General features: G+C 66.9%; 13 protein-coding genes. 8 read left to right on the top strand and 5 right to left on the bottom strand.

What is annotated here, in order from left to right; all coding sequences use genetic code 11:
- Positions 1-25 precede the first annotated feature (25 nt).
- The 5 genes from tssA to BG61_RS13270 are packed head-to-tail and all read right to left on the bottom strand — an operon-like array spanning position 26 to position 7,876.
- On the bottom strand, positions 26-1,099 hold the full coding sequence (tssA, locus tag BG61_RS13250; RefSeq protein WP_035939745.1) for a type VI secretion system protein TssA: 1,074 nt from the start codon (positions 1,097-1,099) through the stop codon (positions 26-28).
- Positions 1,096-5,019 (bottom strand): type VI secretion system protein, encoded by a 3,924-nt coding sequence (locus tag BG61_RS13255; RefSeq protein ID WP_035939743.1) that lies wholly within the window; start codon positions 5,017-5,019, stop codon positions 1,096-1,098. Before BG61_RS13255 ends, tssA begins: the two co-directional genes overlap by 4 nt.
- On the bottom strand, positions 5,016-6,005 hold the full coding sequence (locus BG61_RS39235; protein ID WP_051672483.1) for a DotU family type IV/VI secretion system protein: 990 nt from the start codon (positions 6,003-6,005) through the stop codon (positions 5,016-5,018). Before BG61_RS39235 ends, BG61_RS13255 begins: the two co-directional genes overlap by 4 nt.
- Positions 5,998-7,365 carry a type VI secretion system baseplate subunit TssK gene (gene tssK, locus BG61_RS13265; protein ID WP_051672484.1) on the bottom strand — a complete coding sequence of 456 codons (1,368 nt, stop codon included), beginning with the start codon at positions 7,363-7,365 and terminating at the stop codon, positions 5,998-6,000. Before tssK ends, BG61_RS39235 begins: the two co-directional genes overlap by 8 nt.
- Positions 7,366-7,417: 52 nt before the next feature.
- Positions 7,418-7,876 carry a hypothetical protein gene (locus BG61_RS13270; protein ID WP_035939819.1) on the bottom strand — a complete coding sequence of 153 codons (459 nt, stop codon included), beginning with the start codon at positions 7,874-7,876 and terminating at the stop codon, positions 7,418-7,420.
- 683 nt (positions 7,877-8,559) lie between these two features.
- Between BG61_RS13270 and tssB the strand changes: the two genes are divergently transcribed.
- From tssB to BG61_RS13310, 8 genes are all read left to right on the top strand, one after another.
- Entirely contained in the window at positions 8,560-9,123 is a 564-nt protein-coding gene (tssB, locus tag BG61_RS13275) for a type VI secretion system contractile sheath small subunit (protein WP_035939741.1), read from the top strand.
- A 23-nt stretch (positions 9,124-9,146) separates the two neighbouring features.
- The gene (gene tssC, locus BG61_RS13280; RefSeq protein ID WP_035939738.1) at positions 9,147-10,625 is read left to right on the top strand and encodes a type VI secretion system contractile sheath large subunit; all 1,479 of its coding nucleotides are present in this window, start codon (positions 9,147-9,149) and stop codon (positions 10,623-10,625) included.
- Between the two features lie 101 nt (positions 10,626-10,726).
- Positions 10,727-11,227 (top strand): Hcp family type VI secretion system effector, encoded by a 501-nt coding sequence (locus BG61_RS13285; protein WP_035939737.1) that lies wholly within the window; start codon positions 10,727-10,729, stop codon positions 11,225-11,227.
- Between the two features lie 27 nt (positions 11,228-11,254).
- Positions 11,255-11,728, top strand: a complete 474-nt coding sequence (gene tssE / locus BG61_RS13290; protein WP_035939735.1) for a type VI secretion system baseplate subunit TssE — start codon at positions 11,255-11,257, stop codon at positions 11,726-11,728.
- Positions 11,712-13,499 carry a type VI secretion system baseplate subunit TssF gene (gene tssF, locus BG61_RS13295; RefSeq protein WP_035939734.1) on the top strand — a complete coding sequence of 596 codons (1,788 nt, stop codon included), beginning with the start codon at positions 11,712-11,714 and terminating at the stop codon, positions 13,497-13,499. Before tssE ends, tssF begins: the two co-directional genes overlap by 17 nt.
- The gene (gene tssG, locus BG61_RS13300) at positions 13,463-14,542 is read left to right on the top strand and encodes a type VI secretion system baseplate subunit TssG (RefSeq protein ID WP_051672486.1); all 1,080 of its coding nucleotides are present in this window, start codon (positions 13,463-13,465) and stop codon (positions 14,540-14,542) included. Before tssF ends, tssG begins: the two co-directional genes overlap by 37 nt.
- The gene (gene tssH / locus BG61_RS13305) at positions 14,539-17,109 is read left to right on the top strand and encodes a type VI secretion system ATPase TssH (protein WP_035939732.1); all 2,571 of its coding nucleotides are present in this window, start codon (positions 14,539-14,541) and stop codon (positions 17,107-17,109) included. The genes tssG and tssH overlap by 4 nt, the downstream gene beginning before the upstream one ends.
- Before the next feature lie 83 nt (positions 17,110-17,192).
- Complete coding sequence (locus BG61_RS13310) at positions 17,193-19,181, top strand: type VI secretion system Vgr family protein (protein ID WP_035939730.1); 1,989 nt, start codon at positions 17,193-17,195, stop codon at positions 19,179-19,181.
- Positions 19,182-19,183 lie beyond the last annotated feature (2 nt).

Here is a 19,183-nt window from a genome sequence, read left to right on the forward strand (position 1 = left end):
GGCCGGGCGAAGCTGTCCGCACCGTTCATTTCTTCTCGGCCGCAGACGGCAACAAACCGAGCGCAGTCCACAGCTTCTGTCCATCCACACCCGCGGACATCAGTTCCTGCAGCAACACAGGCAACGGCTTGCCGCCCCACTCCAGCGCGAGCCGGATCATGTAAGGCACAGGGCTATGCGGCTCGTAACGCATCAGGTACTCCGCGATCGACGCCAGTTGTCGATACGCATCGTCGCGGCTTTGCGGCATGCCCTGCGCAATGGTTCCGGCAAAGCCCGGTGCTGGCGCACCGGCTTCGCTTGCCGGTGCGACCTGCTGCGTCTGTGACTTCGGATGCATGGCGAGGCACTCCATCAGTACAAGTTCTGCATCAGCGATCGCCCTGACGAGCGTCGCGAAGCTCGGTGCCTCGGCACCAAGCCGAGGCGTACACCAGGCATCCACGCGCTCGATCAGCGGCCGCGCTGCGGCAATCGAAGCCTGTTCGATCAGCAACTCCGCCGGCGACGCACGCGCCGCCTCATGCAGCACATTCAATGCGCGCGCGGCCGCCTCGCGTTTGGCAGCGGGCATGTCCTGACGCGCACGCGCGGCAAGCGCCTCGCGCTGCGCCGCGTGCCATTGCGCGAGCGTTCCACGCAGCCCCTCACGACCTCCAAACAACTCGACCCGGGTCGACAACAGGTCGGCATACGCGCCGGCGAGCCAGGCCAGCGGCGCGGCGCGAAAGCCGAAGTCGCCGTCTCGAGGCAGTGGATGCAAGTCGTCCCAGAAGCGCTCGCACAGCCCTGAGATCAATTCGAAACAATGCGGCAGCGCGGGCCATCCGTAGAGATGCAGCCAGCTCTCGCCAAGCCATGCGGCGATCGTCAGGTCCTTGCTGCGCTCGATGAGCAAGCGTCGGCAGCCCGCTTCGACCGCGTGCCAGTCCGCAGTCTTCAATTCGGTCTGCCAGACACCGACCGGCAGGCTCGGATCGTCCTCGCGACGCGCGCTGCGTATCGCGTCGAAGTCGGCATCGTGCAGCAGGGGCACGCCGCATCGCGCATCGCCCGGCACGGGCTCCAGCAGCGCGGCAATCTCGAATTCGGGAATCATCCGCGTCCAGCCTCGTCTTGAATCGTCGTTGCCGGGTATCTCACGGTGGACATTCCCGGCCCTTCATACGCCGGCGCCGCAACCGGCAAATCCGGAATGGCCTGCGGCGTCTTCGCCGCACCGACGAAACCGACCCGCATGAACATCCTCGCGGTCTGAATCGCGCCACTCCGGTCGTGTACCGGCACGGTCAACAGCAAACGCGCCGGCTGCGCCGGGCCCGCACCACCCGAAGCACTCGCGGCGCCTGGCTCGCCCTGCATCTGATGCAGCCGCACGAGGCGCAGCAGTGCCCACGTGTCGCCGCCGCTCCATGTCGCGACGCTGAGCTCGCTCGACAGCGTCGGCTGCGCGGCGTCGAACATGGGCTGCCACGGGGAGTCCTTCGCCCAGCGCAGGCCAAGGGATACCGGCAAGCCGGGCTTCCAGCGCGCGGGCGGGCCGCCCGACGATGGATACGTCAGCACGTCGCTTCCACTCGCAAGCTTCCATTCGATTACCTGATCGGCGCCGACTTCGTCCGCGCGATCGACGCGCCATTCGACATTCAGTTCCACGCCTTGCAACGCGCCGTCCGCGCCGCGTGCAACGAGCGCGTCGAGCCACGGCTTTGCTTGCGCCAGCTGCGCGAGAAACTGCTCGCTGCCGGTGCGGCCGCGTCCTGCCGCGGCGGCGGCCGCCAGTCCGCGCTGCGCGTCGGCGAGATGCTGGTCGAGCAGCGCCACGAACGCCGCCGTCTGGCGAATATCCGCAGCCGGCGCATTGGCGTTAGCGGCAAACGGGAAGCGTCCTGCCAGATAACGCGAGAAAAAGCTGCGGATCTGCTCGTATGCCTCCATGCCGTTGCCCGTCTGCAGCCGAAAGCACTGCTCGCGCGCGGACGATACGAGACGCATGCCGGCGCTCGCGACAATGTCGCGCGTTTCGGGCACGACGATCTGGGCGAGCGATACGCTGCAGTTGTCGACGTCGAGCTTGTCGAGCTGGTCGGCGATGATCGCCGGCACCGCGATGATCGCGCTCGTCGGGCTTTTCGCGCGGTACTGCGCGAGGTCGGCGGACAACGCCTTCCAACGGCTCACGAGCTGCATGTCGGCCGGTGCGAGCGGCTGCTTCTGGGCGCTCAGCCAGTCGAGTGCGCTCGTAGCGTAGCTCGCGGTATCGGCCACCGCCGCCGCCTGCGCGGCGAGATAGGCTTGCAGCGCCTGCGGCGTCGCCGCCCCGAACGCACGCAGCGAACCGCCGGGGCGGCCGTTCCAGCCGGAAAAATCACCCCGTGCCGGGGTAAATGGCGCGAGTGACTGGAGTTGCGCGTCGGTCGCGCGCAACACCGCCAGCGCGGCGTCGCTCACGTGCAAGGCGACGCTCGTCGCGAGATCGCCGCGCCCGAGGGAATCGAACGCGGCGATCAGATCCAGCGCGCTCTTGCGCAATGCATCGAATTGCAGCGCGGCTTCCGCCGGCGGACTGCCGTCGCGCTGTGCGGCCTGCGACGCGGCCGCCGAAAGCGCGCTCACCATGCTGTGCACCGCGTCGTTGCCTGCGGCTGCGAGGAGCGCATCGCGATACGCGTCCGGCGCCTGCGCGAGCGGCCCCGCCACGTATTGGCGGTACGCGGGCAACACAGCGAGCGCGCGTTGAACGCCACTCGCGTCGACAGTGCGTATCGCCTCATTGCCATCGCCCGATGCGGCGACGAACGGCTGCTCGAGCAGCGTGCGCAACGCGTCGCGCAACGGCGGCAGGTCTGCGGCGAGCTGCATTCCGCTGGCAGGCGAGGCGCTCAGCACGCTCGGCAGATTGTCGTGCACGAGCCAGCGCGCGGCGAACGCATTCTGTTCCGCCTGCTGGTGCGCAAGCACGGCCTGCACGGGTGCCTCGCCGATCAGGCGCAAATGGCGCGCGGTATCGTACATCGCGGTCAGGCCCGGCACCAGTTCCTTGCCGCGCGCACCGGCCCAGCCGTGATCGGCGGTTTCGACCTGCACTGCGAGCACATCGATGCGGGCGGCGAAGTCCGCGAGCATCTCATCCGTCGGCGTCGCGCCGGGCGTGCGCAGAAGCGTGAGTGTCGCCTGGACCTGCGCCGCATTCGCCGTCAACGTCGAATCCGAGTACACGCGGTCCAGCCACGCGTCGAAGGTCTCTTCGAAGCAGGCGCTCGCACGCTGCCGCGCGACAGTCGCGTCCTTGCCTGCGAACGACACCACGCCGTTCGCGACAACGGTCTCGCTGATCGCATTTTCGAGGCCCTCCCGATCCGGTATGTGATCGGGATCGAGCTTCACGCCGACGGCCTCGCGCATCAATTGCGCGAGCATCGCCACGTTGCCGCTGCCGGCCTGGACAAGCTCGTTGTAGCGCGTGATCAGATGCTCGGCTTGCGCGGCGTTGGCCACGAGCTGCGCGCCCGCGACGTACTCCGGAAAGTCCTGTGGCCGGGACGAAGCCTGGGGCGCGGCGTCGGGCGCGGGAGCGGCGTCCGGCGTGCACGACAGCTGCCCGAACCGCGCGATGAAACGCTCGCGCAGCGGTACGAACACGAGCCCGCGCAGCATGTGCCGCTGCGCGTCGCGCACCGTCCGGTCGAAGACCAGGTAGGAGAGCGGCATGAAGGGCGACGTCACGCGCCAGCGCGGCACCTTCATCAGCGTGTCGGCCACTGCGCCGAGCGCCTTCGCTGTGGCCGCATCCCCCTTGTCGGATTCCCGGTAGGTGGTGCGCGCGAGTGTCAGCGTGTCATAGGCGGCGACCAGCGCGCGCGCGTCGCTGCGCACATGCCACCACGACACGCCGAGCCCCACGCACCAGCAGACGGCGAGCACGGCGGCGATCACGGTCGCCGCCCGGTGCCGCCGCATCCGCAACGCGAGCACGCGCGGAATCGGCGCGGCAAGCCCCTGGCCGGACAACAGCACGTCGTGCCACAGCCGTGCGGCGAAATCGGGCACCGCGGTCCGTGCGCGGTCCGCAGCGGCGCTGCCTGCCGCACCGGCGCCGTCATCTCCCGGACGCTGTCCGGGCACCGCGCCGATGCAGTAGATGCCGCGCAGTTGCGGCGCCGTTCCATCGGCCGCGCCGCGCAGTGCTACGTCGATCCGGTCCCGCAGCGGCACGCGCAGCCGGTCGAGCCGCTGCGGCAGCAGAAACAGCGCGGCGTCGACATTGCCGTCGACCGTTCCCAGTTCCGTGATGGTCTCGGCCAGCGCGGCGCGCATCGAGGCGAACGCCTCGTCGATCCAGGCTTCCTCGTACGCACGCTTTCGTGAGTAAGGCGTAGCCCAGCCGAGCGGCGTGCTGCCGGCCGCCGCGCGGTGCAGGCCCGCTGCGAGTGCGTCGAATCCGCCAAGCGCGTCGCACCCGCTGATCACCACGTAAAGCGGCAGCATCAGGCCGAACTGCCGCTGCAGCGCGACGAGCTTGCGCGACGACTCGAGCGCGGCGGCGCTGACTTCGCGCGGCTGGCCCGTTTCGTCGACGAGCGCGTCCGCTGCTATCACCCAGAGAATCGCGTCGAGCGGCCGCCCCGGACGGTTGCGCAGCAACGCGCGCAACAGCTTGTGCCATGCGCCGAGCTGGCGGTCGGCAGGCGGCGCGGCGAGCATGTCGTGCGGCTCGGCGATCAGGAGGCCCTCGGCGTCGTTCCAAAGCCGCCCGAACCAGCCCTGCTCCCCAATGGGGGTGAGCCGCCAGCCGCGGCACAACGCATCGAGCGCGGCGGGCTCGCCGGTGGCAAGCACCCGCGGAATCGAATACGGGTCGCGCACGCCCATCGCGCCGTGCGCGGCGCGAATCGCCGCGCCGAAGCTGCGCAGCGGCTTCTGGTCCTGACGCCTGCGCCGCCACTGGACCACGGCGGCGACGGCCAGCCCGACCAGCAACAGCGCAATCAGGCCGAGCAGAGCCACGATGAGCGTCATGGCGCGTCTCCCCGAACCGACGCGGCCGTGCGCACGACCAGACTGCCCCCCTCCGGCAACTGCACCATCGGCGCAGCCGGCTTCGGGCTCGCGTCCTGCGGCGCCACGGGCTCGCCGGCGCGGGCGGCGGGCGGCGCAGGCGGGGCAGGCGGGACGTGCGGGCGCGGCGCGGCCGGCAGCGGCATCACCACGCCGGAGACGCTCGTGGTGTCGACCGCCGGCCGGGCATCGGCGAACGAGACCGCCACGAATTGCTCTACCGCGGGACGCACGCGAGAGGTGGTGACGGTCCAGACCAGGTGGGAAGCGCCCAGTAGCGCGCACAGACCGGCAGCCAGCAGCAACACGAAACGCGCCACGTCAGGAAACATCTGCGTGAGCGGCATCGCGTGACGCGGCGCAACGCCCGCGCGTTCGAGCGGCGCAGAAAGATGCGCCGGTTCCGCGTCGCGCTGCAAGGCGAACGCGAACAGCGCGTGGCGCAGCTGATCATGCCGCAGCGCGCCCTCCTCGCCGCGCAAGCGGCCTTTGAAGCCGAGAGTCAGGCATGCGAGGTATACATTGGCGAGATCGCGCTGCGACGGATCGCGCCCGGCAAGCAGCGCTTCGATCGCGTCGGGCAGGCGCTCGCCCGCGGCGCGCGTGCCGAACACGCGCATTTCGAGCGGCTGGGCTTCCCACGCCGCGCTGCCCGCCCATTCGGAGAACAGCAGCAATTCGTCCAGCAGCGCGACGAACGCATACTGAGCAGCCGCGATGTCCGCTTCCCCCGCGGCCCCGGTCCATGCCATCGCCTCGCGCGCAAGGCGCCGTGTCGCCGCCGCCAGTTGCGCGGCGAATGCGTCGACCTGCGCGGCCGTGTCGAGCGTCTCGCGAGCGGCCCGCTCTAGCGCGGCGCGTGCGTTCGTTGCATGCTCGAACGCGCCGACGAACGCGCGCATCAACGGCGTGCGCTCGTCACCCGGCAGCGTGCTGTAGTCACTCATTGCCGTCGCGCCCCGCGCGCGCCGTGCCTTCGGGCGCTTCGTCGGTCGGCGTGAAAAGTTGCATGGCCCATGGCGCAACGCGGGCCGCACCCGGACGAACGTCGATCACAAGCGGTTGCGTGTAGTCGAACCACGTGTCGTCGAGCACGATGGCAAACATCGCCGTGTCGTCGCCTGCGCTGTAGGCGGCCCGCTCCTCGCGCGCGAGCCGCCGCCGCGAGAGACCGCGCATGCGCTGCCGGACGAGCGTCGGCAGATGCGGGCGCGACGCGATCACCGTCTCGTCGAACCATGCGCCCGCGTCACGCTCGCCCGCATCGGCGGGCATGCGCAGCCCGACCACCAGTTCCTTCTGCAGCGTGCCGCTGTCGAATGGCGGTCCGATCCAGAATCCGCCCGCCTCCTCGGCAAACTGGCGTACGCGATACCCCTCGCGCACCGTCGAGAGCGCGTCGTCGATCCATTCGAGCAGAGGGTCGAACGATGCCAGCAACTCCATGTAGTCGAACGGCGCGAACACCGGCACGCCGCGCTCCGGGCGCAGGCCCGCCAGCGCGCCCGCCATGCCGGCCAGAACGCGATGCAGATCGAGCGGATGCGCGGCGCGCGACAGGAGCGCCGCCTCGAGTTCCGGCAGACGCATCCACAGCGCGGTCAGTTGACGCTCGATCTGGGCGGCATCGTCGAGTTCGCCGGCGTGCCGCGCGGCGCCGAGCCGGCCCGCGAGAAACACGCATTTCTCCCGCGCCCGCAGCAGCATGCGCATCACGCGCTGCCCGAGCAGCGTATCCGGCCTGACGAGCGGGCACGGCGCGACATACTCGGTCAGCGCGACACCACCGCCCTGTTGCCTCAGTCGCATCAACGGCAACCGGTCGTATTCCTGGTTGCCGAGACCGGTCATCAGATGCAGACGCGGCCGCCACGTCGTGATCGTCGCCGGATCAGCCCCCGCCGTCAGATCAGGGACGTCGTTGCTCTGCTGCTGCAGGTAGCGCGCGCCGCGCTGGTCGAGCTGGCCGCCGCGATAAAGCGGCGGTACCGCCAGATAGACCGTGACGGTCTGCTCCGGCGAGCTGAATGCCTGCCTCACGTCCACCTGCAGCACGGGGTCGTCCACGGTGTGGCGGATCGGCAGGCCGTCCGCGAGAATGGCGTCGAGCGCCGTGATGCGCACCAGGCCTTCGGTGAGCCCGGCTTCTTCCTGCTCGAGCGAGAGCACGCCCCAGAATTGCGGCCGCGCCGCGCCCGCGAGCAATGCCGCATGACCGGCCGCGTGCAGCGCCTGCGTCTGGAAATGTTGCGGCAGCAACGGCATGCCTTCAAACCAGCAGATCGGATCGGGAAACAGGTTGCGCATGATGGTTAGTCCGCCGGTCTTGCCGGCTTCGTGGAGCCGCGCGCGGCAGAATTCATCGTTCGCTCTGGCGCGCCAGCAACTGCAGGTCCTGGTCGCCCAGCTTCAGCAGCGCCTTCGCGGGGCCGCCGTCCAGCCGCACGCGATGCGCGCCCGGCGTCTGATAGTCGGCGAACACGAGCACGCCCGCGGCGCGCTCGCCATCGAACGCGAACGGCGCTTCGATGATCTGCTGCCCGGGCACGACTTCATACGACAGCACGCTGAGTTCTTTCGGATAGTCGCGCCGCAACTGCTCGCGCTGCGCGAACCATTTTGCAGACGGCAGGCCAAGCAGCATGTCGAACAGTTGAGGATTGCGCACGAGGACCGCATCCACGGCAATCGGCGTATCGAGATTCGCCTGCGTGGCAACGTCGATCGACAGCGTATCCACGTTGACACGCGGCAGGGAGCTGGAGCAGCCGGCCACGCACAGTGCCGCGAGAAGCGGCATCGAGCGCCAGGCGGCCATAAGCCGGTCGCGCCGGCTGCCGGCGCGTCGCAACGCGATGATCACTTGGCTACCCCTATCACTGTGTCCGTTGTTATGCCGAAGGCAAAGCCGGCATGCTCTTTCTTTGATTCTCTTTCTAAGCATTGCGCCTCGGCGGCGCACGAGCGCCGCGCGTAGTCTACAAGTACCGCCATGCGTACCGCAATCTCCGCTTGCAGAAAAAACGCGGCTCAAAAAACGGACGGGCCGCTTGCGCCTGCTTTCCCTCTGCATTTGCCCGACCGCCAGAAAGCGGTGCAATGCCCTTCAATAGACCGGTATCGTGCGTCACGCAAATTTTGTTTGAAATTCGCTGCGGACTATCGTAGAGTCATTTAAGTCAGATGTTTATGCCGCTGGCGGATTTTTTCAAGTTCCTTTTGCAAATCCATTAGCCGCGGCATACCGGGAGCAGATGCGTGGGGCGGGGCAACGGGTGCCCTTTTTGTGCCGACGTACGCGCCAATCCGGTGCAGGCATGCGGTACGACGTTGCAGTACAACGTATATGCAATTGTTCGGGCGGCTGCATGGTTGTCTGCTGCATCGGCGCTGTAAGCCGGGCAGCGGAAACCGTGCTTATCGCAAAAGAATAAGAAAGGCAAAAAAAAACGCTGCACTACGCATTCAAAGCAATAAAAGAAGATTCCCGTTGAGGTGACCATGTCCGACAGTACCCAGCATTGGTTCGAAAGGAACCGTCCGCCGCGCGTGCAAATCACGTACGACGTCGAAACCGGTAATGCAATTGAAAAAAAGGAATTGCCAATGGTAGTCGGCGTACTCGCCGATCTATCAGGTAATCCGGAAAAGCCGCTGCCGAAAATGACGGAACGTCGTTTTGTGGATATCGACCGCGACAATTTCAACGAAGTAATGAAATCCATCGGTCCGCGCGCTACGCTGCAGGTGGATAACACGCTCGCCGCCGATGGCAGCAAGATCAATCTCGCGCTCAAATTCGAGCACATCGACGACTTCGACCCGGTGCGCATCGTCCAGCAGATCGCGCCGCTCAAGCAGCTCTACGATGCGCGGCTGCGCCTGCGTGACCTGCTCACGAAGCTCGACGGCAACGACGAGCTCGACAAGCTGCTGCAGGAAGTGGTGCACAACACGCAAGGTCTTGCGGAGATCAAGTCCGCTCATCCCGCGGATGCGCCGGTCGCGCAGCTGCCTGCGCCGGAAGGTGATGACGCCCCCGCCGGCGACGCGCCTGCCAACTAAGCCCCGCATCCGAGGAGAAGCCGATGTCCGAGATTCAAGCCGCGGCTGCGCCCGCGCAAATGGAAACGCTCACCCTGCTCGACCGCATCGTCCACGAAGGCCGCATGGCCCACGACGAGGAGCAGCAGCAGCATGCGCGCGAGCTGCTCGCCGAATTCGCGCTGCAGGTGCTCGACAAGAACATGACGGTGAGCCGCGATACCGTCGCGATGATCAATGCGCATATCCGCAAGATCGACGAGCTGATCAGCGAGCAGCTCAACGCGGTGCTGCATCACCCTGACATGCAGTCGCTCGAATCGTCGTGGCGCGGGCTGCACTATCTCGTGAAGAACACCGAGACCGGCACGCGGCTCAAGCTGCGCCTGCTGAACGCGTCGAAGAAGGATTTGCAGAACGACCTCGAAAAGGCGATCGACGTCGACACGAGCGCGCTCTTCAAGAAGATCTACGAAGAAGAATACGGCACGTTCGGCGGCCATCCGTTCAGCCTGCTGATCGGCGACTACTACTTCACGCGCCAGACCCCCGACATCAGCCTGCTCGAAAAGCTCGCGTCGGTGGCGGCGGCCGCGCATGCGCCGTTCATCTCGGCCGCACACGCGCAACTGTTCGACATGGGCAGCTTCACCGAACTGAGCGTGCCCCGCGATCTGTCGAAAGTGTTCGAAACGATCGACATGCACCGCTGGCGCGAATTCCGCAAGAGCGAAGACTCGCGCTATGTCGCGCTCGTGCTGCCGCACGTGCTGATGCGCCGTCCGTACCATCCGGACAGCAACCCGGTGGAGGGCATGAACTTCACTGAAAGCGTCGACGGCACGGATCACTCGAAATACCTGTGGGGCAACGCGGCCTACGCGCTCGGCCAGCGCATCACGAACGCGTTCGCGCAGTACAGCTGGTGCGCAGCAATTCGCGGCGTGGAAGGCGGCGGCGCGGTCGAAAAGCTGCCTGACCACATCTTCCAGACGGCCGCGGGCGACAAGGCGATGAAGTGCCCGACCGAAGTCGCGATCACCGACCGCCGCGAAAAGGAGCTCGATTCGCTCGGCTTCATCGCGCTGTGCCACAAGAAGAACGAAGGGGTTGCCGTCTTCTTCGGCGGACAGACGGCGAACAAGCCCGCCGTCTACAACACGAATGAAGCGACGGCTAACGCGCGCATCTCGGCGATGCTTCCGTATGTGCTCGCCGCATCGCGTTTCGCGCATTACATCAAGGTGATCATGCGCGACAAGGTCGGCAGCTTCATGACACGCGACAACGTGCGTGCGTACCTGAACACGTGGATCGCGGATTACGTGCTGGTCAACGACAACGCGCCGCAGGAAATCAAGGCGCAGTATCCGCTGCGCGAGGCGCGCGTCGACGTGACCGAGGTTGCCGGCAAGCCCGGCGCCTATCGGGCCACGGTCTTCCTCCGGCCGCACTTTCAGCTCGAGGAGCTGACCGCGTCGATTCGCCTCGTCGCAACGCTGCCGCCGCCGGCCGCCGGCTGAGGATTGCCGGCCGCGCGCCGGCGTCACGCACCGTTACCACGATCACGCAGCGCGGCCTTCCAGGTACGCGCCGCTTTCATACGCTTCAGGAGCGCTCATTCATGGATTCGATCATTCTCGACCTCGGCAGCGACATCAAGGGCGAATGCACGCTCGAGGGATATACCGACAAGATCGAGCTGATGTCTTACAGCCATAACGTGGCGATGCAGGTCACCAACGACGTCAGCAACTCGGAGCGAACATCGGGCAAGCCGCATGTGGGCGAATTCACCGTGACGAAATTCGTCGACGTGGCAACGCCGACGCTCAACGAGTACTGCTGCGGCGGCAAGGCCATCGCAACCGCAACCGTCATCGTCGGCCGCAATGCCGCCGAAAGCGACGGGAAGATCATGCCGTTCATCACCTATACGCTCAACAACGTCGTGCTCAGCAACGTCAGCGTGTCCGGCGGCGCGGGCGGCAAGCCGGTCGAAACGATGTCGCTGAACTTCACGAAGATCAAGTGGGAGCTGACCGCGCAGAAGGACGACGGCTCGAAGGAAGGCACAGCCGCAGCGACGTGGGACATGGCCGCAAACAAGGTAGTCAAACAATAAGATGCGCCCACCGGGGATTGAACGCCGATGCCGTCCGTAGCGCCCCCTGTAACGCCGATGCCGCTCTTCGAGCGGCTCGAGGACAACGCCCCCTTCGTGGCCGACGAGGCGCTGGTTCAGCGCACGCTCGGCGCCGACGCGCTGCGCCAGTCGGTACGTGCGGAACTGATTCGCCTTCTGAACACGCGGCGCGCGAAGGCGCGCGATAAGCGGCCGCTCGACGTGCTTCACTACGGACTGCCGGACTGGAGCGCGAACTCCGCCGCGCGAAGCGTGGATCGCGCCGAGCTGGAGCGCGACGTCGTCGAGGCGGTTCGCGCGTTCGAGCCGCGCCTGCAGCAGCCTCGCGCGCAGGTGGAACCGGACCCGGAAGCGCCGTGGCGGCTGCGCCTGCGCATCACGGGCAGCCTGAGCGCGGGCGATCACGCATGGCCCGTGGCGTACGTCGCGCAACTGATGGACGGCCAGCCGGTCGGAATCGTCGATGAACGACTCGCTTGACGACCTGCTTCTCGACTACTACCAGCGCGAGCTGAGCTATCTGCGGCGCGCGAGCGAAAGCTTCGCACAGCGCTATCCGAAGATCGCGCGCCGGCTGGAGCTGGGGCCGGGCGAAAGCGCCGATCCACACGTCGAACGTCTCATCGAAAGTTTCGCCGTCTTGACCGCGCGCATCCAGCGCACCCTCGACGACGAGTATTCGGAGCTGACCGACGGGCTGCTCGAGCAATTCTATCCGTACGTGTCGCGGCCGCTGCCGTCGATGACGATCGTGCAGTTCGAAGCGGACGCGACCCAGGGCAGCGTCGCCGAAGGCTACACGGTGCCGCGCGAGACGCCACTGCAGCACGTCACGTCCAACGGCACGACGATCCGCTGGCGCACTTCCGCCGACGTCACGCTGTGGCCGATCGAGCTGCAGGATGCCCAGATCCTCAATGCCGAAGAAGCGCAGGCCGCGACCGGCGAGCCGACGCTGCAGGCAGCCCTGCGCCTGTCGCTGAGATGCACGGGCCTGCACACGTTCGGCGCGCTGCCGGTGAGGCGGCTGCGCGTTCGGCTCGCGGGTTCGCCGGTCACTGCCGCCGCCCTTTACGATCTGCTGTGTGCCCATGCCGCCGGGGCGTATCTGCAGACGCCGGGCGAAGCGCCGCGCCGCCTGGCGGGCCGGCCCGAACCGGTCGGCTTCGACGACAAGCAGGCACTGTTGCCGCTCGAAGACGGCGTTCATCCCGCCTGCCGGCTCCTCGTCGAATACTTTGCCTTTCCCGAGAAGTTCGCGTTCTTCGACCTGCCGTTCGTGCCGTCGGCCGACGCGGGCAACCAGCTCGACCTGCTGATCGGTTTCACCGCTGCGCCGGGCGGCAGGCTCACGCTGCATGCCCACGACTTCGCGCTCGGCTCGACGCCCGCGATCAATCTTTTTGCGCGCACCTCCGAGCCGCTGCGGCCCGACGGCACCCAGCGCGAAATGCGCGTGAGTCCGGATGCGCACCGCGAGGCGAGCAGCGAGATCTACGCGGTGCGCATGGTACGCTCGGTGCAGGGCCGCGATGTCGTGGAAGTCCCGCCCTATTACGGCGTCCAGCACGGCACGGGCGCGACGCTCTACTGGCACGCGCGGCGCGTGACCGGCATGCATCCGTCACGTCCCGGCAGCGACATCATGCTGACCTTCGTCGATACGCGCTTCGATCCGGTCACGCCCAGTACGCGCACGCTGACGGCCGGGCTGCTGTGCACGAACCGGCACCTCGCGCAAGCGCTCGAACCGGGCGCCCCGTTGTCATTCGAAGCGCCGGGTCCGGTCGCGAGCGTGCGGATCGCCCATCGGCCGACGCCGCAAATCGCCGCTTCACTCGACGGAAGTTCGCGCTGGCGGCTCGCGTCCCAGTTCGTGCTGAACCACGCTTCGCTGGTCGCCGGTCCGGATGCGCTGCAGACGCTGCGCGAGATGCTCGAACTGCACAACCTCGCAGCGAGTCCCGCTGCCCAGCGGCAGATTGCGGGACTGAGCGCGGTGGCGAGCGAGCCGATCGTCGCGCATGTCGGCGACGACTTGTGGCGCGGCTGGCGCAATGGCCTCAAGGTGCGCATCGAACTCGACGGCACGCATTTCGTCGGCACGAGCACGGTGATGTTTTCCGGGGTGCTTGCGCACTTCTTTTCGCTCTACGCGAGCGTCAACCGTTTCGTCCATACCGCGCTGGTGCGCAATGGCAGGGAGATTCACGCATGGCGGCCGAAACAGGGCAGTCCGCTCGTTCTTTAGCGCAGCGCCTTTTCGACGAGCCGTATGCGTTCGAGTTTGCACAGGCCGTGCGCCTGTTCGAACTGCTGCGGGCGGACGCGGTGCCGCTCGGCACCGGTCTCGACCCGCGCGCAGAAGCAGTGGGCCTGACCGGCGCGCTCGCACCGCTGTTCCAGCCCAGCGCGCTCGGGCCGATACGTCGCGCCCCGCTGCGTTCGCTGGCATTCGCGGACAGCGCCGAACCGATCGCGCCGCAGCCGCAGCTTCAGGTGAACGGGTTCGCGCTTGGCGGCACTGAAGGTCCGTTACCCGACGTGTACCAGGAATGGCTGCAGGACCGGCAGCGCAACAAGGACACGTCCGCGGTCGCGTTCCTCGACCTGTTCCAGCACCGGCTGCTTGCGTTGCTGTACCGCGCACAGCGCAAGTACCGCGTCGCCGATCCGTTTCTCGCGCCTGAGCACAGCCCGGTCGAAGTCATTCTGCGCGGTATCGCGGGCCTGAATCTGCGCGCGCGCCGTTGCGCCGATCCCGCCCCGGGCATCGACACCCGCGCGGTGCTCGCGCGCGCCGGGCTGTTTGCGAATCGGCGCCGGTCGCTTGCCGGCTTCGACTTGCTGGCGTCCCACCACTTCGGGCTGCAAGTCCGTACCGAGCCCTTCGCCGGGGGCTGGCGCCCGCTTCCCGAAGAGAGCCGCACGCACATCGGCCGTAACGGGCGCAATCATCTGCTCGGATCAGGCGCCGTGGCCGGCACGCGAATCTGGGACGAACACCGCGGCATCCGGATCGGCCTCGGGCCGCTGAACCTCGACCAGTACGAGGCTTTCCTTCCCGGCGGACGGCACCACGCGCAACTGCGCGCGCTCGCCGCCGCTTACTTCGGCGACGACCTCTATCAACATATCGAATTGCATCTTGCGCGCGGAGAACAGCCGCGCGCCCGGCTGTCTGCGAAGAAGCCGCTGCGCCTCGGCTGGACTGCGTGGGCCGGAACCGGCGCGACGCCCCCCGCGCGCACCGCGCGCATGACCATCGCGGGCGGCCGCGGAGCTTCATCATGACGCTCGACCTGAAGACGCTGGTCGCCAAGCTCGACCGGCCAGCGCGCAGCGCGCTCGAACGCGCGGCGCAGGCGTGTCTGCGGCAAACGCACTTCGATGTCGAAATCGAGCACCTCCTGCTCGAACTTATCGACATCGAAGGCGGCGACCTTGCCTGCGTGCTGCCCCACTTCAGCCTCGAACGCGATGCGCTGATCGCCGAGATTCGCGCCGCACTCGAACAGTTCAAGCGCGGCAACACCCGCACGCCGTCGTTCTCGGCGAAGCTCGTGATGCTGCTGCAGGACGCGCTCGTGCAGTCCACCATCGTGATGCAGGAGCCGCTCGTGCGCTCCGGCACGCTGTTGCTCGCGCTGCTCGAAAACGACGCCATCTGCACACAGCTATCCGGCAGCGTGCCGTCGATCCTGCGCGTCTCGCGCGCCGCGCTGCGCACCAACTTCAAGGCGTGGCTCGCTGCGTCGTCGGAAGGCGGCACGGCTGCGGCGCAGTTGTCGACTGCCGGCCCGGGCGGCGGCGGCACCGCCGGCGCACCGGCGTTGCTCGATCAGTTCACGCAGGACCTTACCGCCGACGCACGCGCGGGACGCATCGATCCGATCGTCGGCCGTAATCCGGAAATCCGCCAGACTGTCGACATCCTCCTGCGACGCCGGCAAAACAATCCGATCCTGGTCGGCGCGCCAGGCGTCGGCAAGACGGCGGTCGTCGAAGGACTCGCGCTGCGCATCGCCGCGGGCGACGTGCCGCCGCCGCTCGCCAACGTCGCGCTGCGCGTGCTCGACCTTGCGCTGCTGCAGGCGGGCGCCGGTGTCAAAGGCGAATTCGAGCAACGGCTGAAAAGCGTGATAAGCGAAGTGAAGCGCTCTGCGCAGCCTGTCATCCTGTTCATCGACGAAGCGCACACGATGATCGGCGCGGGCGGTACGGAAGGCGGCAGCGACGTGGCGAATCTGCTGAAGCCCGCGCTCGCGCGCGGTGAGCTGCGCACGATCGCCGCGACCACGTGGCTCGAATACAAGAAGTACTTCGAAAAGGACCCCGCGCTCGCGCGGCGCTTTCAACTCGTGCAGATCGAGGAACCCGACGAAGAGACTGCCGTCGCGATGCTCCGCGGCGTTGCGGCCAAGCTCGAACAGCATCACGGCGTCGCGGTGCTCGAAGCGGCGATTGTCGACGCGGTGAAGTTGTCGCACCGCTACATCTCCGGACGGCAACTGCCGGACAAGGCGATCGCCGTTCTCGACACCGCCTGCGCACGCGTCGCGCTCGCGCAGCACGACACGCCGCCGCAACTCGAAGCGGCGCGCCATCGCGAGCATGCGTTACGCGACGAACTGGACCGTCTCAAGCAGGAGATGGTGATGGGCGGCAACCACGCGGCACGGCTCGCCACGCTCGATACCGAACATCAGCGCAACGCAGGGCTGGTGCGCGAACTCGATGCCCGCTGGCGCGAAGAGTCGGCCACCGTGCGGGAAATTCTCGCGACGCGCGCGAGGCTCGCCAAGCTGGATCAGGCGCTGCAGGCTATGCCGGACGCCGGCGACGGCACGCAAGGCGAGCAGCTCGAAGACCTTGCGGCGGAGCTTGCGCGGCTCGAAAGCGGGCTCGAAGCGATCCGCGACGATGACCCGATGGTGCCCGTGTGCGTCGACTCGAAAGCGGTCGCCGGGGTGATCGCGAGCTGGACCGGCATTCCCGTCGGCAAGATGCTCGCCGACGAAGCGCACGCCGTGCGCACGCTCAAGTCACGTCTTGCGCAACGCATCGTCGGCCAGGACGCCGCGCTCGACCGGATCGCGAAACGTATCCAGGCGTATCGTGCCGGGCTCACCGATCCGCTCAAGCCGGTCGGCGTATTCCTGCTCGTCGGGCCGACCGGCGTCGGCAAGACCGAGACGGCATACGCGCTCGCCGACGCGCTGTACGGTGGCGAGCGCAATCTCATCTCGATCAATCTCTCGGAGTACCAGGAGGCGCATACGGTATCGCAGCTGAAAGGCGCGCCGCCGGGCTACGTCGGTTACGGCGCCGGCGGCATGCTGACCGAGGCGGTGCGGCGGCGACCGTACAGCGTCGTGCTGCTCGACGAAATCGAGAAGGCGCATCCCGACGTGCTCGAAGCGTTCTACAACGTGTTCGACAAGGGCATGATGGAGGACGGCACGGGCTTGATCGTCGATTTTCGCAACACGGTGATCCTTGCCACCAGCAACGTCGGCTCGGAGCTGCTGCTGAACACACCCGCTGCGGCGCTCGAGACGGACGCATTCGGCAAGCACCTGCGCGAGACCCTGCTCGACACGTTCCGGCCCGCGTTTCTCGCCCGCATGACGACCGTGCCCTATCGAATGCTCGACGATGCGATGCTGCGCGCGATCATCGAACAGAAGCTCGAACAGCTGCGAACGCGCTATCGCGAAGCGACGGGCAAACAGTTCGCCTTCGACGCGGGCATCATCGATGCCATGCTGTCGCGCTGTCGCGCGGCGGGCGCACGCGAGATCGACAACGTGCTGATGAACGAACTGGTCGGCACGCTCGCGCAATGGGCGCTCGAATGAGCGCGCGACGCGGCGTGCGCGCCGTTGCCGCCCGTACCCGTGCGCATCTCCCCGAACTTCGCTTTCTGCTCCGCTAGACGTTCATGTCCCGTCCCGTTCCGACCGACGACACCACCCGCATCGGCATTGCCGGTGCGCCATTCGACGCGCTCTTTCCAGCCAGCTTCGCGGGCCGCGAGGCACTGAGCGCCGTCAGCGAACTGAATGTGCGCGCGAGCGGCGCCGCGCCGCCGGTCGCTCTCTCGGGATTGACCGGGCAGCATGCGACGCTGTCGCTCGTCTGGGGAGACACGCCACGCCTGCTCGATGCGCTCTGCACGCGCGCGTCGCAGTTGCCGTCGACCGCAGACGGGAGTCATTACGCGCTCGAATTGCGCTCGTGGCCGTGGCTGCTGACACTTGCCGCGAACAACCGCATCTTCCAGGGCAAGACCACGCGGCAGATCATCGAGGCGGTCTTTGGCGGACACGGCGCGACTGACTTCGCGTTCAATCTGACGGGCAGCGACGAAACGCGCGAGTACTGCGTGCAATATGCCGAAACCGATTTTGCGTTCGTGAGCCGCCTTTGCGAAGAGCAAGGCTGGTTCTATTACTTCCAGCACGGCAAAGGCAAACACACCCTTGTCATCGCGGACAACAACGATGCGTTCGCCAGTCTTCCCGGCGCCGCCACCCTCCCCTGTGCTGCGGCCGGGAGCGGCCACCGCGAGACCGGTCAGATCCTGTACTGCGAAGTTGTCGAAGAGACCGTGACCGGGATATTCGCCAGTTCCGACTACGCCTATCTGACGCCCGCCGCGCAGCTGTACTCGCAGGCCGAGGCCGATGCGAGCGCGCCGGCTGTCTACGAATATCCGGGGCGCTATCAAACGGATGCAACCGCATCCGCGGTCACGAAGCGCCGTGTCGATGCGCTGCGCAATGCGAAGCGCAGGCTCGTCGGCGAAAGCGACTGCCGCGCGCTGGTGCCGGGGGGCCGTTTCACGCTGTCCGGGCATGAATCGGCCGACGCGAATGTTGCCTGGGTCGTATCGAGCGTCGTGCATGACGCGAACCACAGCGGCTATCGCAACCGCTTCGAGGCGTTCCCCGCAGATAGCGACTGGCGCCCGCCGCGCGTCACGCGCCGGCCCTCGATGCCGACCCAGACAGCCACCGTGGTCGGCAAGCAAGGCGAGGAACTGTGGACCGATCAGTATGGGCGCGTGAAGGTGCAGTTCCACTGGGACCGTGACGGCAAGAACGACGAGCATAGTTCCTGCTGGATCCGCGTCGCGCAGCCGTGGGCCAGCAAACGCTTCGGCGCGCAGTTCATGCCGCGTGTCGGCGACGAGGTTGTCGTGACATTCGTCGACGCCGATCCGGACCGGCCGCTCATCACCGGCAGCGTCTACAACGGCGCGAATCTGCCGCCCTACACGCTGCCCGGCAATCAGACCCAATCGGGCATCAGGACCAGTACGTCCAAGGGCGGCGCCGGCTTCAACGAATTGCGTTTCGAGGACAAGCAGGATAGCGAGGAGGTGTTCCTGCAGGCACAGAAGGATCTGAACGTGAACGTGCTGAACGACGCGGGATGGACCATCGGCCATGACGAAACCCGCACGATCCAGCATGCGCGCACCCATACGGTGAAAGAAGGCGACGACACCCTGGTCGTCGAACAAGGCAACCGCAGCGTCACCGTGAAGGCAGGCAACGAGAGCATCGATATCAACGGAACGCGCACCGTGAAAACCGGCGGCAATGAGACGCGCACGGTCGGCGGCAATCTCGAACAAACGGTGTCCGGCAATCTCACGCTGACAGTGGACGGCAATCTGACGATCAAGGTCGGCGGCACGCTGACACTGCAAAGCAGCGGCAATCTGAGCGCGAAGAGCGACGGCTCGATTGCACTCGCGGCGGCCCTGTCGCTCACCAACCAGGCTGGCACATCCTTGACGAACAAGTCGGACGGAACCCTTTCGAACGAGGCCCAAAGCGTCACGAACAAGGGGGCGGTCGAGCAGACCGTGGACGGCGGCGGCATGCTGACCGTCAAGGGCGGCATCGTGAAGATAAACTGATC

This window comes from Caballeronia glathei, assembly GCF_000698595.1.
Taxonomy (GTDB): Bacteria; Pseudomonadota; Gammaproteobacteria; order Burkholderiales; family Burkholderiaceae; genus Caballeronia; species Caballeronia glathei.